15 protein-coding genes are annotated in these 14,527 nt (G+C 30.8%); 10 read left to right on the top strand and 5 right to left on the bottom strand.

The annotated features are described in order from the left end of the window. The first annotated feature begins 8 nt into the window (after positions 1 to 8). Together mnmD and IUY40_RS04615 are read left to right on the top strand one after the other, a co-directional pair. A complete protein-coding gene (gene mnmD, locus IUY40_RS04620; RefSeq protein WP_195735697.1) occupies positions 9 to 674 on the top strand; it encodes a tRNA (5-methylaminomethyl-2-thiouridine)(34)-methyltransferase MnmD in 666 nt (221 codons plus the stop codon). 167 nt (positions 675 to 841) lie between these two features. Beyond that, on the top strand, positions 842 to 1,039 hold the full coding sequence (locus tag IUY40_RS04615; RefSeq protein ID WP_129539278.1) for a hypothetical protein: 198 nt from the start codon (positions 842 to 844) through the stop codon (positions 1,037 to 1,039). Between the two features lie 35 nt (positions 1,040 to 1,074). Here IUY40_RS04615 and IUY40_RS04610 read toward each other — a convergent pair whose 3' ends face one another. Further along, the gene (locus tag IUY40_RS04610) at positions 1,075 to 2,016 is read right to left on the bottom strand and encodes a LysR substrate-binding domain-containing protein (protein ID WP_195735696.1); all 942 of its coding nucleotides are present in this window, start codon (positions 2,014 to 2,016) and stop codon (positions 1,075 to 1,077) included. Between the two features lie 110 nt (positions 2,017 to 2,126). Between IUY40_RS04610 and IUY40_RS04605 the strand changes: the two genes are divergently transcribed. The 4 genes from IUY40_RS04605 to can all read left to right on the top strand — a co-directional run bounded on the left by IUY40_RS04605 (position 2,127) and on the right by can (position 5,505). After that, complete coding sequence (locus IUY40_RS04605) at positions 2,127 to 2,606, top strand: Dps family protein (RefSeq protein WP_195735695.1); 480 nt, start codon at positions 2,127 to 2,129, stop codon at positions 2,604 to 2,606. A gap of 129 nt (positions 2,607 to 2,735) precedes the next feature. Next, entirely contained in the window at positions 2,736 to 3,020 is a 285-nt protein-coding gene (locus IUY40_RS04600; RefSeq protein ID WP_195735694.1) for a hypothetical protein, read from the top strand. 82 nt (positions 3,021 to 3,102) lie between these two features. Further along, entirely contained in the window at positions 3,103 to 4,749 is a 1,647-nt protein-coding gene (locus tag IUY40_RS04595) for a SulP family inorganic anion transporter (protein ID WP_195735693.1), read from the top strand. 120 nt (positions 4,750 to 4,869) lie between these two features. After that, the gene (can, locus tag IUY40_RS04590; RefSeq protein WP_195735692.1) at positions 4,870 to 5,505 is read left to right on the top strand and encodes a carbonate dehydratase; all 636 of its coding nucleotides are present in this window, start codon (positions 4,870 to 4,872) and stop codon (positions 5,503 to 5,505) included. Positions 5,506 to 5,537: 32 nt separating this feature from the next. On the opposite strand, the gene IUY40_RS04585 is transcribed toward can, so the two are convergent. Together IUY40_RS04585 and IUY40_RS04580 are read right to left on the bottom strand one after the other, a co-directional pair. Further along, positions 5,538 to 6,743 carry an LETM1-related biofilm-associated protein gene (locus tag IUY40_RS04585; protein WP_195735691.1) on the bottom strand — a complete coding sequence of 402 codons (1,206 nt, stop codon included), beginning with the start codon at positions 6,741 to 6,743 and terminating at the stop codon, positions 5,538 to 5,540. A 112-nt stretch (positions 6,744 to 6,855) separates the two neighbouring features. Continuing rightward, positions 6,856 to 7,383, bottom strand: coding sequence for a superoxide dismutase family protein (locus IUY40_RS04580; RefSeq protein ID WP_195735690.1), 528 nt, complete (start codon positions 7,381 to 7,383; stop codon positions 6,856 to 6,858). A gap of 214 nt (positions 7,384 to 7,597) precedes the next feature. On the opposite strand from IUY40_RS04580, the gene IUY40_RS04575 reads away from it, so the two are divergent. From IUY40_RS04575 to IUY40_RS04565, 3 genes are all read left to right on the top strand, one after another. Next, on the top strand, positions 7,598 to 8,038 hold the full coding sequence (locus tag IUY40_RS04575; RefSeq protein ID WP_195735689.1) for an META domain-containing protein: 441 nt from the start codon (positions 7,598 to 7,600) through the stop codon (positions 8,036 to 8,038). Between the two features lie 37 nt (positions 8,039 to 8,075). Continuing rightward, positions 8,076 to 8,597: a DUF4251 domain-containing protein gene (locus tag IUY40_RS04570; RefSeq protein ID WP_195735688.1), complete on the top strand. Its 522-nt coding sequence runs from the start codon at positions 8,076 to 8,078 to the stop codon at positions 8,595 to 8,597. A gap of 84 nt (positions 8,598 to 8,681) precedes the next feature. After that, positions 8,682 to 9,164 (top strand): hypothetical protein, encoded by a 483-nt coding sequence (locus IUY40_RS04565; protein WP_195735687.1) that lies wholly within the window; start codon positions 8,682 to 8,684, stop codon positions 9,162 to 9,164. 73 nt (positions 9,165 to 9,237) lie between these two features. Here IUY40_RS04565 and IUY40_RS04560 read toward each other — a convergent pair whose 3' ends face one another. Continuing rightward, positions 9,238 to 10,332, bottom strand: a complete 1,095-nt coding sequence (locus tag IUY40_RS04560) for a glycoside hydrolase family 18 protein (RefSeq protein WP_195735686.1) — start codon at positions 10,330 to 10,332, stop codon at positions 9,238 to 9,240. 278 nt (positions 10,333 to 10,610) lie between these two features. Here IUY40_RS04560 and IUY40_RS04555 point away from each other — a divergent pair, with 278 nt between their 5' ends. After that, on the top strand, positions 10,611 to 12,620 hold the full coding sequence (locus IUY40_RS04555) for a BCCT family transporter (protein WP_195735685.1): 2,010 nt from the start codon (positions 10,611 to 10,613) through the stop codon (positions 12,618 to 12,620). Between the two features lie 78 nt (positions 12,621 to 12,698). Here the strand turns inward: IUY40_RS04555 and IUY40_RS04550 are convergent, their stop codons facing one another. Continuing rightward, entirely contained in the window at positions 12,699 to 14,489 is a 1,791-nt protein-coding gene (locus tag IUY40_RS04550; protein ID WP_195735684.1) for an acyl-CoA dehydrogenase family protein, read from the bottom strand. Between the last annotated feature and the right edge of the window lie 38 nt (positions 14,490 to 14,527).

Raw genomic sequence — 14,527 nt, 5'->3', positions numbered from 1 at the left:
TATAAATTGTGAAAAGAGAAATAATTCAAACTCTAGATGGTTCAACTACAATTCATTTGGAAGAATGGGATGAATGTTATCATTCTAAACATGGAGCGATCCAAGAAGCAAAGCATGTCTTCATAAAAAATGGGCTTTCGTTATTTACTGACAATCCTATTTCTGTATTAGAAATTGGCTTTGGAACTGGATTGAATGCTTTTATTACTTTTTTAGAAGCAAATAAGAAAAAACAGCATGTAAATTATGTTGGAGTAGAGGCGTATCCTATAACAGCCAATGAGGTACTTATGATGAATTATGTAGCTGAATTGGGAGCAGAAGATCATGGGGGTGTGTTTAAAAAAATGCATGAAACTAATTGGGATGAAAAAATCACGCTTAATGATTTATTTGTATTAACTAAAAGGAAGCAATTTTTTCAAGAAATTGATGATGTTGAAATTTTTGATTTAATTTATTTTGATGCTTTTGGATATAAGGTGCAGCCTGAGCTTTGGAGCACGGATATATTCAGAAGAATGTATGCTGCTTTAAAGCCAAATGGAGTTCTTGTAACTTATGCCGCTCGGGGTGTTGTTAAGAGAAGCATGATTGAAGTTGGATTTGCGGTTGAAAAACTTGCAGGGCCTCCTGGAAAAAGAGAGATGTTTAGAGCTCGTAAAGGCATGTAAATCATGCTATTTAGATTTGTTTTAAATTGATATATGTGTATTTAAGAAAACGTATTCGTTAATAATAAAACAAAAAAATAAGTTAAAACAGAAGTACTTGATTGTAAAATGCTTATTTTTACTTCGAGTTAAAGGATAAAGAGATAACCCCATAATCTTAATTTATTATGTCTAAAATAATGTTTGATTACACGAAATCAATACTCGAAAGAGTAAGTTTCAACCCGGTACTTTTCTTGAAAGAATTAGAGAAAGCTATCAAAACACTATTACCATACGAAATGGAACAATTGGAAGAGTGGTTATTAAAGTTTACAATCGGAAAGCCCGAATTAAAAGAATGTCTACTGATCGTTAAAGTATAGATAAACAAAAAAGGAACCTAATTAGGTTCCTTTTTTTATTTCTTTTGTATAGGACTTATTATCTGAACATTTTGAAAAACAATAGCTCCTTTTACAACACCTGCAATCGTACTTCTTAAGGCGTCGATGATTTGAATCTTTAATTCACTTTTTGGGTATATTAAACTTACCTCTCTGGCAGGTTTAGGTTCCTTAAAGTGACGAAGCTTTAGTTTGTCTGTTTCTTTTAAATCTAATGTATGTAAATAAGGTAATAATGTCGTACCTAAACCTTCGTCGGCCAATTTTATAAGTGTTTCAAAACTTCCGCTTTGTATCTGGAAAGCATTTGGCTCTATGTCTGTACCGTTTTTACAAAGGTTTAAAATACCATCTCTAAAACAATGTCCGTCTTGTAGCAGTAAAATTTCATTAATATTTAAATCAGATACTTCAATCTCTTCCTTTTGAAAAATAGAATGCTGTTCTGGGATGTAAGCAACAAAAGGCTCAAAATAGAGAACAATCTCTTTTATTTTTTCATCCTCTAATGGTGTTACGGCAATTGCAGCATCAAGATGTCCGTTTTTTAATTTGGTTATAATTTCATCAGTGTTGAGCTCCTCAATTAATAGTTTAACTTTTGGATATTTATTGATAAAATTATTCAAGAACATTGGTAAAAGGGTAGGCATAACAGTTGGAATGATTCCTAACTTGAATTCGCCACCAATAAAACCTTTTTGTTGTTCTACTATGTCTTTTATTCGGTTGGCTTCATTAACAATGTTCTTTGCCTGATTTACGATCTTTTGTCCGATTTCAGTAAGTTGAATTGGTTTTTTGCTTCTGTCAAATATTAAAATGCTAAGTTCTTCTTCTATTTTTTGTATTTGCATACTAAGTGTAGGTTGAGTAACGAAGCATTTTTCGGCTGCGAGAGTAAAGTTCTTGTGTTCAGCAACTGCTAAAACATATTGTAGTTGAGTTATAGTCATTTTTAATAGTATTTTCTGATGCAAAAATAAGAAAATATAACTTTTTTTTATGGTATTTTCGTAAAACTTGTTTTAAATTTACAATTATTAGAAATATAAAATTAATACATATGAAAATTAATATTTTAGGATTGCCAGTAAAAGAGTCAGAATTAATTGTTAAAGAATTAAATGTCTTACTATCAAATTTTCAAGTTTATTATCAAAACTTGCGAGGAATTCACTGGAATATTCGCGGAAAACGTTTTTTTGATTTACATGTAAAATTTGAAGAATTATATACAGATGCTCAAGTAAAAATAGATTTAATCGCTGAGAGAGTTCTTACAATTGGAGGTGTGCCATTACATACTTTTGAGGATTATATTAAAAATAATAAAATAGTAGTCGGAAAAAATATTTCGAATGATGAAAAAGCAGTTCATTTGATTGTAAACTCATTAACTGATTTACTGAAGATTGAAAGAGAAATTTTAAAGCAATCAGATGAGATCAATGATGAAGGAACTAACTCGATGATGAGTGATTTTATTTCTGAGCAGGAAAAAACAATTTGGATGATGAGAGCATGGTTAGAAGAAGATTTGTAAATTATAGAATAACGAAAAAACCAGAACAGCTATTTAATGCTATTCTGGTTTTTTTTGTTAATGTTAAATTTGTTTAAAATTTTCAACTTAGTGTTTTGATTTTATCAGTTTAACTCTATTTTTGCTCTAATGAAAAAAATCGCATACATATTATTATTACTATTTATTGCTTTCTTATCAACGCCACCGATTGTGACGATGATTGAGAAAACATGTGATGTGTCTGCATTTTATAATTTTTCAGAAGAAGAACATTCGCATAAAGAAGTCAAAGTTTATGTGTATCATCCTGTATTTCATGGTGAGTTTGTTTTACCTACGTTTGATAAATCAAATCTTATATTGTCAGAAAAATTATCTAAACATGATAAGATTTCTGCAAGCATTTTTGCACCACCACCTAATTTAGCATAGTACATTCAGTTATATATTTTTAAACATTTACTGTATTTAAGTAGTACAGTAGATATTTTACAAACATTTTTACTATTGTATTATGAAAAGAAAAGTAAATCTTTTTGCCAACCTTAAATCTGATTTTGCTTCAGGTTTAGTAGTGTTTTTAGTGGCTCTTCCGTTGTGTTTAGGTATCGCAATGGCCTCAGGAGCTCCGTTATTTTCTGGAATTATTTCTGGAATCATTGGAGGATTAGTTGTAGGTTATTTGAGTCAATCACATATTAGTGTGTCTGGTCCTGCAGCTGGTTTAACAGCAATAATCCTTACAGCAATAACTGATTTAGGAGCTTTTGACATATTTTTAACGGCTGTTTTTATTGCAGGACTAATCCAGTTAGGATTAGGTTTCTTAAAAGCGGGTAGTATATCTAATTATTTCCCTACAAATGTAATTGAAGGAATGTTGGCGGGTATCGGAATTATTATTATTCTGAAACAATTGCCACATGCATTTGGATACGATGCAGATTTTGAAGGAGACCAAGCATTTGTTCAAAATGATGGAAGTAACTCAATTTCATCATTGTTTGAGATCTTTAACCATATTCATATGGGAGCGGTAATCATTACATTAATCTCTTTTGCGATATTAATTTCATGGGATAAAGTCCCTTTTTTACAAAAACTTAAATTAATTCCAGGTGCACTTGTTGCAGTTGTTGCTGGAATAATTATAAATGAAATATTCATTTCATCAGGTAGCCCATTGGCTATTGGTAAAGAGCATTTAGTTTCATTACCAATTCCAACATCATTTGATGAGTTTAAAGCAATCATTATAACTCCTAATTTTGCAGGGATAACTAATCCTCAGGTTTGGGTTGTAGGTTTGACGATTGCAATTGTAGCTTCTATCGAAACGTTATTATGTATTGAAGCTGCAGATAGAATGGATGAACAAAAACGATATACAAATACCAATGTTGAGCTTAAAGCACAAGGAATCGGAAATATTGTGAGTTCACTTTTAGGAGGTTTACCAATGACATCAGTTGTTGTGAGATCTTCAGCAAATAATAATGCTGGAGCAAAATCAAAAATGTCTGCCATTATACATGGTGTTTTACTATTGATAAGTGTATTAGCTATTCCAGTAATTTTAAATAAAATTCCATTGGCTACTTTGGCTACTATATTAATATTAGTAGGTTATAAATTGGCTAAACCAGCAACCTTCATTCATTTTTGGGAAAAAGGAAAATACCAATTCATCCCTTTTGTTGCAACTTTAGTATTTGTTGTAGCGACAGATTTACTTAAAGGGGTTGCTTTAGGAATTGTAATTAGTGTAATTTTTGTTTTAAGAGGTAACTTAAAAAGAGCATACAGTTTCAAAAAAGAAGAGTATGAAGATGGAGATGTAATTCATATTGATCTTGCTCAAGAAGTTTCTTTCTTGAATAAAGCAGCTATTAAACTTACATTAAATTCGATTCCAGAAAATTCAAAAGTAATAATCAATGCACAAGATACCGTGTATATTGCTCATGATATTCTTGATTTAATAAAAGAGTTTAAAGAAACTAGAGCTATTGATCAGAATATTAAGGTAAAACTTAAAGGATTTAAAAAAGCTTATGAGTTAGAAAATACTCCCGATTTGCAAAACCATGTATCTATAGAACATTATTATGATGTTGCAAAAAGAGCATTGGTTAAAAAAACACAAAAAGAAAATTTTTAAAATAATAGTTAAATAAAGTAGTAATGATGTGTTTTCGGAGGATTAAAAATAGGTAACTTTACAAGAGTTTTTTTTAAAATCCTCTAAACACTAGAATTGACAGTTATAAAAAAATAAAAAATGAAAGAGTTTTATAAGCAAATATTAGATAATAATAAAAAATGGGTTGAGAAATCATTAGCTAGTGATCCTAATTATTTTGCAGATTTAGCCAAAGGGCAAACACCACCTTTATTATGGATTGGTTGTTCAGATAGTCGTGTTCCTGCAAATGAAATTATTGGAGCAAAACCAGGTGAGGTTTTTGTACATAGAAATATTGCAAATATGGTTGTTCACTCAGATATGAACATGTTGAGTGTTTTGGATTATGCTGTAAATGTTTTAAAAGTTAAACACGTTATTGTTTGTGGACATTACGGTTGTGGTGGTGTAAAAGCAGCTATGGGTAATCAATCAGTAGGAATCATTGACAACTGGATTCGTCATATTAAAGATGAATACCGTTTACATGATAAATATTTAAATTCTATTGAAGATGAAACAGAACGTTTTAATGCTTTTGTAGAAGTAAGTGCTAAAGAGCAGGTTTATAATTTAGCAAAAACCTCAATTGTACAAGGTGCATGGAAAAATGGTCAGGATTTGATGTTGCATGGTTGGGTTTATGGTTTAAATTCAGGATTTGTAACAGATCTAAATGTGAATATTAGTTCGAATGATGAGCTTGATGAAGTTTATCAATTGAAACTGTAAATAAAAAATCGCCTTATGGCGATTTTTTTGTTTTATTCGTTGTCATCATTTAAGTTCTCATTAAATGCTGATGGCAATAAGGTTGGAATGAACTTAATTAGTATGGGTAATAGTAAGCTTCCTCCAGGAAGTAAGAATATCGTCAATGATGGAATTGTTTTGCAAATATCTAATAATTGTTTTTTCACTTTCTTCTTTTCGCTAGGATCCAGATCTCTGCGGGTTGAATAGGCTAGAAGAAGCATTAACTCTTTACTTTGTATAATTTCCTTAATTAGTCGGTTTTTATTGCGTTTTATAAGCGTAATAACTCCCATTGTCATTTGATCGTAAAAATGCTTTACAGGATTTGAGTAATTAAAATATGGAATATCTTTTTTATGTTCGATGATAAAAGCATTAGTGCTTTTGATACTTTCGGTTACGAAATCATCAGATACGTTTAAAATACCTGATAGGGTATGTAAAAAATAAGCCTCTTCATTCTCTACAATGCCATCGCTCCATAAAGCCATACCTGCCATATCAATTAGATAATATCTTTCTAGTTCATTTGTGAAATAATTTAATTGTAATGTCTCTAAAGTAGCAACTGTAATTTTAGAAAATTTGCTATAGCGTATCGAGGCTTCAAAGAGTTTAATCAATAAATCATCATATTGTGATTTATTGGTTTTTGTTTTTAAGGCTAATGCTACAATACTCATAACTGTTTCCTCTATTTTTAGGAGGTATTTTTCAGGAATTGATCCATGAATTAAATATTGACGGAAAGCCAAAACATCTATAAATAGTAGCGCATTTGTAACTAAATGGGAAAAGTTTTTACTAATGATACTGTCGTTTGTCTGAACACGTTCATCAATAATGTTTTCTAAAGTTAGAGAATCACTACTTTTAGGAAGTAACATTTTGAAGAGATTAAAACCTTCAGGATTCATTTGATTATAGAAAGCCAAAGCTTCGGTAATGAAATGTTCTGAATTAGTATCGTTTTTGGTAAAAGAATAAATACCAAATAAAGTATTTAATAAAGCTACTTTTGAAATTTCAGTTTTAAACCAACCTTTTGTTTTAATTGGTATTGGAGTTTCTATTGCAATTATATGGCCATAAATAAAACCTGTCGCTCTAATTTTTTGATAAAAGGTATTATTAGTTTCAGTAACGACATGTTCTTGGAACTTTTGTTTACTAAAAAATTTATCTATCCAACCTGTTGCCGAAGGGTTAATCATTGCTTTAATTTGAAGCTACAAAGCTATCCTTTTTTTATGATTTTGGGATTGATTAAAATGAAAAAAAAACCATTTTATTTTGTTAATAAAATGGTTTTTTTGATTGAAGTAATTATTTTATAATTGCTGAACAAGCGACTCTTCCGCCTGCATTTCCTGTAGGTTGAGTAGTAAAATCATCTGCATCTTGATGTACAATTAATCCTTTTCCTAAAATATCTTTTGTTACATCACCACAACCTATACACCATTCATTTGTTGTTAGTGTAATTGTTCCATTTCCTTTTTCATCTGCTGTAAAGTTTCCGATGTCACCTTTGTGATATTCACCAACACCCCATTTTCCATGCTTTTTAAATGTTGGATTCCAGTGTCCTCCTGCAGAACTTCCATCGGCAGCAGAACAATCTGATTTTTCATGAATGTGTATTGCATGAACTCCAGGTTTTAAGCCGCTAATTTTTGCTACAAAAGTTACTTCACCTTTTTTCTCTACAAAAGTCGCTGTGCCAGATACAGAGCTATTGCTTTTAGCTTCAAGAGCGATGGTTAAATTTTTAGAGTCTTCTGAGTTGTTTTTTGTTTTACATCCAGTAAAAACCGCAGCAATTACTATAAGAGATAGAATTATTTTTTTCATAATGGGTATTTTTTTTTAATCAAAAGTAAAGTTAGCTTAAAATTATCGAAACAAAATCATTAGAAGGGTAAAAATCGTTATTGTGTAAAGTTAAAAATAAGTTTAAAATTACAAGTGTAGATGAAATATTGCTTAAATTCGTGTGTGAATTTATTTGTATATAATACTAAACATAGTCTTTAATAGTTATTTGTAAAATTTAAATCTCTAAATTATGATAAAAAATATATCAATGTTCGCTGTATTAGGAGTTATTTTATTTTCATGTAATTCTATACAAAATAAAACTACAACTGCAAATTCTGCTGAACAGCTTAATGGTACTTGGGAGTTAAATTATATATCTGGGCCAAGAATTGCTTTTGATGGTTTGTACCCTAATAAAAAGCCAACAATAACTTTTGATACTAAAGAAAATAGAGTTTCTGGAAACAATAGCTGTAACTCTTTTACAGGTAAATTAAATGTTGATGGTTATAAAATTAATCTTAAAGAAGGAATAGCAAGCACTAGAATGATGTGTATGGGTAATCAAGGAGAACAAGTTTTTATGGATACTATGTTAAAGATAACTTCTTATGATGTTACTGATAATGGGAAAACATTAAATTTTATTTCAGGAGATATTGCCATGATGCGATTTACAAAAAAATAGAAGGTATTTATTTTTAATCTTGTTAAAATTTATTTTTATGAAAACTAAATTGTCTATTTTATTAGTGTTATCATTTTTTTTTAGTATCTCTATTTTTGCACAAAAGAAGACATCTAAAGAGCTTAAAGCAGAAAAGGAATTACAACTGCAAAAACAAATCGAATCGTTAGTTGATTCTAAAAACTTTGTGTTTGAAGCTCAGAAAATTTCTCCACGTGGTGGAAGAGTTATTATTTTAGATTATAATACTTATTTTTTAAAATTTAATGAAGAAAAAGTAACCTGTGATTTGCCATTTTTTGGACGTGGTTACAATATTGGTTATGGTAGTGAGGGAGGTATAAAATTTGAAGGTACACCTGAAAATATAAAAGTAGATAAAAAGAATAAGAGCTATGATTTTAAAGCTATAGTAAAAGGGAAAGATGATGTTTATAATTTGATGTTTTCTGTTTTTTTTAATGGGAGTACAACACTTTCAGTAAATAGTAATAATCGATCATCAATTACTTATTATGGAGAGATAAGTGCTCCAAAAGTTGGTTCAGATAAGAAATAGCAGTTGTAAGCAATAGCTTTGTTGTTGCTGTATGTTTAGAAATTTTAAGGAATATTTATTACTATAAAATTTAAATCTAAAATTATGAAAAAGTTTCTTATTACATTATTATTGGTGGCTTCAGCGAATTGTTTTGCTCAATCTTTAGAGAAAGAAGATTTAGATGTTATTCAGAGTATTTATGGAAGATCAAAAGCAGAACTTGTAAAACAATATATGAATTTGTCAGATGAGCAAACTTCAGCTTTTTTGAAAGTATATGAAGGTTATGAGGCAGAACGTAAATCATTGGGACTTACAAAATTGAAATTGATTGATGATTATGCTATAAATTATGCTACTCTTACAGATGCTAAAGCTGACGAGTTGGCTAAAGGCTTATTAAAAAATAATCTTAGCTATGAAAAATTATATAATAAAACGTATAATAAAGCCAAAAAGGCAATAGGAGCTATTAATGCTGCTAAATTTGTGCAATTAGAATTTTATTTGCAAACAGCAATTAGTAGTGAAATACAAGACTCTATCCCTTTTATTGGGGAAATTGAAAAATCTAAAGTGAACTAAAGGTGATTTTCGCTTAAAGGAAATGCGTTAACAATTCAAGGAATTGTTAACGCATTTTTATTTTATGACATTTTTATTTTTTATTTTTCACTTCATAAATTGCATCAACCATTCCGCCTTTGAAGGTGTCTAAAGGCAATTCCCAAAACATGATGCCTCCTAATTTTTTAGCTATAGTATATTCAGTTTTCTCTTTTATTGAAGGAAGATCATCTCCCGTAGCAAATTTTTGTTCTTTTTCATTGTACCAATATCCTGCTTTTGCTTTATTATCCCAGAAATATTTCCATCCATTAGCCTCAGTAAACGTAGTTGCATAGTTTTTAAAAGCAACACCTTCAATATGCTCTCCTGTTTGATATAAACCATTGTTTATATTGGCAACATTTTTCCAGATTCTAGTATAAAAAGCTCCACCAATTACTAATTTGTTTGCAGGAATCCCTAATTTTAATAGATAAGTTACCGCTCTGTCTGTGGATTGTGCGTCTGGAGTTCCTCCATATAAAGGAGCATGGTGACCAGTTACTTTTGAATATCCATTTACCAAATCATAGCTCATTATATTTACACGATCTACTAATGGCATTATAATTTTCCATTCTATAGATTCGTCTAAGAATTTTTGAAACCCTCCCGCTGCAAAACTAAGTTCATGCTTTTTACCTAAAGAAGCACGTAATGCCTTTACAAGTTCAGTAAAGTTTCGTTTATCAGCTGCTTGGTATAAATGCCCAGGGAGTCCTTCAATTGCTGGATATTCCCAATCTAAATCTAAACCATCAGTTTTAAAATAATTATTAATTTCTTTTACCGATTTAGCAAAAACAATTCTTCCTTGAGCAGTAGAGAAAACTTCAGAACATGGTTCACATCCGCCCCATCCGCCTAGCGAAAGCATGATTTTAAGCTTAGGGTGCTTTTTCTTTAATCCAACTAGGTGTTTAATTGCGATTGAGTCCTTAGTTGTGTCTACACTTAATTTTCCATCTTTTAAATGGCAGAAGCTAAAAATTATGTGAGTAAGCTTACTTACATCATATTGATCAATAAGTTTATCATCGCCAGTATAATAAGCAATAACATCTATTTTTTTTGTTGATTGTGAAAAAGAGTTTGTGGCAAAACAACAGAAGAAAAAGAAAATAATCAGTTTTAATTTTTTCATTTTAAGATTTTTTTTAATAGGTTTTTTATGAATGCTAAATATAAAACATTTCAATCGAAATAGTAATTAAATACACACATAGTATTGGGCTTATTTGTTATAGTTTTTGTTTTAAGAATTAAACTTTATACTGTTTTAAGGGGGAAATCGTTTCTTTTTTATTAGTTTTACAATTCTTCTGTGTAAAATTATCAAAGTTATATTAATAAAAACTTCCTCAATCTGAAATTTAAAATTTGGATTTACTTTAGATAATTACAGTAAAAAAATATTTTATCATGAACAAATCTACAAGCTCAAGTGTCTTTAAAACTAACTTTACAAAATCTGTTGCATTACCAAGTTTATCCATAATTATAGCGATTTCATTGTTTTGCGGTTTTTTCTCAAATGATGCGGAACGTGTTTTTAATTTTGCTAAAGAAATAGTTTTTAAAAATTTGAGTTGGCTATATGTATTAATAGTAACTGTTTTTGTCCTTTTTTTAATTGGATTAGCAGTTAGTAAATTGGGAAAAATAAAACTTGGTAATGATGATTCTGTACCTGATTATTCTTTTTTCTCATGGGTAGCTATGCTTTTTGCTGCAGGAATGGGAATTGGGTTAATGTATTTTGGAGTAAGTGAAACGATGTCTCATTATGCAACTCCTGCGAATGCTAATCTAGCTGTAAATCTTCGGGCTAAAGAGGCACAATTGTATACCTTTTTTCATTGGGGTTTTCATGCTTGGTCTATATATGGCGTTGTTGGATTATCTTTAGCGTATTTCGCATATAGACATAATTTACCGCTTGCAATTAGAAGTGGTTTTTATCCAATGTTGAAGGATAAAATACATGGTAGATTAGGTAATATTATTGATGTTTTCGGATTGTGTAGTACTTTTTTTGGAATTACAACTACTTTAGGTTTTGGAGTTGTACAACTTTGTGCAGGATTAGTGACTCTTAAACTTATTCCTGATTCTGATTTTAAATATCAAATTGCGATTGTATTAGTAGTTATGGTAATCGCGGTTTTTTCGGCAATTTCTGGTTTAGGAAAAGGAGTAAAGAAACTTAGTGAATTGAACATTATATTGGCTGTTTTACTAATGTTATTTATATTGGTTTTCGGTCCGACTATTTATATTTTAAGCACTTTTACAGAAGGTTTAGGATACTATATTAGCCACTTTATTTCTCTTACTTTTAATACGTATGCTTATGAAAAAGGGAGCCAAGAATGGTTTTCTAAGTGGACAATTTTATATTGGGCGTGGTGGATTTCATGGGCACCATATGTGGGATTATTTATTGCCAAAATATCAAAGGGAAGAACTATTAGAGAGTTTATTTTTGCCGTTTTGTTTATTCCTGCTTTTTTTAATTTTTTATGGATGACTGTTTTTGGAAGTAGTGCTGTTTGGATTGATGAACACGTTGCCAATGGAGCTTTAAGTCAATTGGTGAGCAATCCAGACACTTTATTATTTGTTTTTTTTGATTATTTTCCTTTTACAACATTTTTAAATATCTTATCGCTACTTATCATCTGTGTCTTTTTTATTACTTCTGCAGATTCGGGAATTTATATAATGAATGGAATTGCTTCAAAAGGAGCGACCAGTTTCCCAAAATGGCAAAGTATTTTTTGGGGAATCCTTCTATCGCTTTTGTCTTTAAGTTTGTTACGAACAGGTGGATTGGCTTCATTACAGACCATGACTCTTATAACCGCTTTGCCCTTTGGAATAATAATGATTTTATTGTGTTACAATTTGTGGAAAGCACTAATTACAGATAATGAATATAGTGCAAAGAAATATTCACATGGTAGTTTAAACTGGAATAATAATAATTGGAAAGAACATCTCGAAAAAATTCTTACGTTTTCTGAAAAGAAGGATGTGCATAAATTTATTGATACTACAGTAAAAATAGCATTCAATGAACTTAAAATTGAATTAGCAAATAATAATGTAGAGGCAAATATTAATCTTTTTTCAACTCCAAAACATGCAATTGAATTTGAGATTAAACATGACGAATTGAGGAGTTTTAAATACGGTGTAATGGCTCAGCCACTCACTATATCGGAGACTTTAATTAATGAAAAAAACACTGCTGATATTGATTCTGAAATTTCTTTTCATCCTTTTACTTATTTTGGAGATCACAGAATGGGGTATGATATTCAATATTTAAGTAAAGATGGTATTATCTCAGATGTTTTAAGAGAGTACGAACGTTTTTTAAATTTGGGTTCTGATCGTGATAATGATTTAATTATGAAATCAAATTAAACAAAAAAATAAAACCGCAGTGTTTTCGGGACAGCTGCGGTTTTGAACAAATTAAATTGACTAAAAACTATTTTTATTTTAGAAGCAGTATTCGTTTTCTGCAACTAATTTTGAAGTAATCGTTTCTCTAAGAGCTACTACATTTGGCATATTAGTATATTTTGTAAAACGACGTAATCCCATTAACATCATACGTTGTTCGTCACCTTCAGCAAAAGAGATAATACCTTCTTTTCCTTTTTGAGTAACAATATCTACTGCTTTGTATAAGTATAATTTTGCCATGGCAATTTGCTCTTGTACTTTAGCTTCGCCTTCTTTTTTGGCTAATTTTTCAGTTCTAAGAATAGTACTTTCTGCCATATAGATTTCGATTAAGATATCTGATGCAGCCATTAATAATTGTTGGTGAGCATCTAAGTCTGGACCATATTTTTGGACTGCACTACCAGCAACCATTAAGAAAACTTTTTTCAGGTTTGCAACGATTCCTTTTTCTTCAGCAAATAATTCAGAGAAATCAGGAGTGTCAAAAGATGGAATACCCATTAATTCTTCAGATACTTTCATTGCAGGTCCTAATAGATCAACATGCCCTTTCATTGCTTTTTTGATTAACATACCTACAGAAAGCATTCTGTTGATTTCGTTTGTACCTTCGTAAATACGAGCGATACGAGCATCTCTCCAAGCACTTTCCATTGGTGTATCTTCAGAGAATCCCATTCCACCAAAAATTTGAATTCCTTCGTCAGCACAATTTTGAATGTCTTCAGAAACAGCAACTTTAAGGATAGAACACTCAATTGCGTATTCTTCAACCCCTTTTAATTCTGCTTCTTGATGTGTTGCTCCTTCTGCTTCACGAGCAATAATTCTATCTTCAATATCTTTTGCAGCACGGTAAGAAGCACTCTCACCAGCATAAGCGCTAGTTGCCATTTCGGCTAGTTTATAACGAATTGCTCCAAATTGAGAAATTGCTGTATTAAATTGGATTCTTTCGTTAGCATATTTTACTGCTCCAGAGGTTACTCTTCTTTGAGCATCAAGACAAGCTGCAGCTAGTTTAATACGACCAACATTTAATGCATTCATTGCAATCTTGAAACCGTTTCCTCTTTCAGAAAGCATATTTTCAACAGGTACTTTGGTATCATTAAAGAAAACCTGACGAGTAGATGAAGCACGGATTCCTAATTTATGCTCTTCTTCATTCATAGAAATTCCATTAGAAGGATCATTTTCTACGATAAAACCTGTAATGTTTTTATCATCACCAATACGAGCAAAAACGATGAAAACGCTACAGAAACCAGCATTCGAAATCCACATTTTTTGTCCAGTAATTTTGTAATGTGTTCCATCTTCAGATAAAACTGCTTTAGTTTTTCCAGAGTTAGCATCAGATCCAGCTCCCGGTTCAGTTAAGCAATAAGCTCCAAACCATTCACCTGTAGCTAATTTAGGAACATATTTTTTCTTTTGCTCTTCAGATCCGTAAAGCGTAATTGGCATAGTTCCAATACCTGTATGTGCTCCAAAAGCAGTAGAGAACGAACCTGTGGCTCCTGAGATATAATCACAAACTAGCATAGTAGATACAAATCCCATTCCTAATCCGCCGTACTCTTCAGGAACAGCAACTCCTAGAAGTCCTAGTTCACCAGCTTTACGCATAGATGATTCAGTATAAGCATAATCTTTTTTCTCAAAACGATCTTTATGTGCCCATAATTCTTTGTCCACAAACTCTTTTACAGAGTCACGCATCATTAACTGCTCTTCCGAAAAATCTTCTGGTGTAAAGATATCTTCGCATTTTGTTTCTTTTACTAGGAATTGACCTCCTCTTGTTTTGTCTGACATGGTTCTGTTTTTTTTTATTTTTTTAAATTTAGATGCAA

The organism is Flavobacterium sp. ALJ2, assembly GCF_015594725.1.
In the GTDB taxonomy this organism is placed as follows: Bacteria; Bacteroidota; Bacteroidia; order Flavobacteriales; family Flavobacteriaceae; genus Flavobacterium.
Note: the sequence above shows the minus strand (reverse complement) of the source record. Positions and strands in the feature narration are given on the sequence as shown.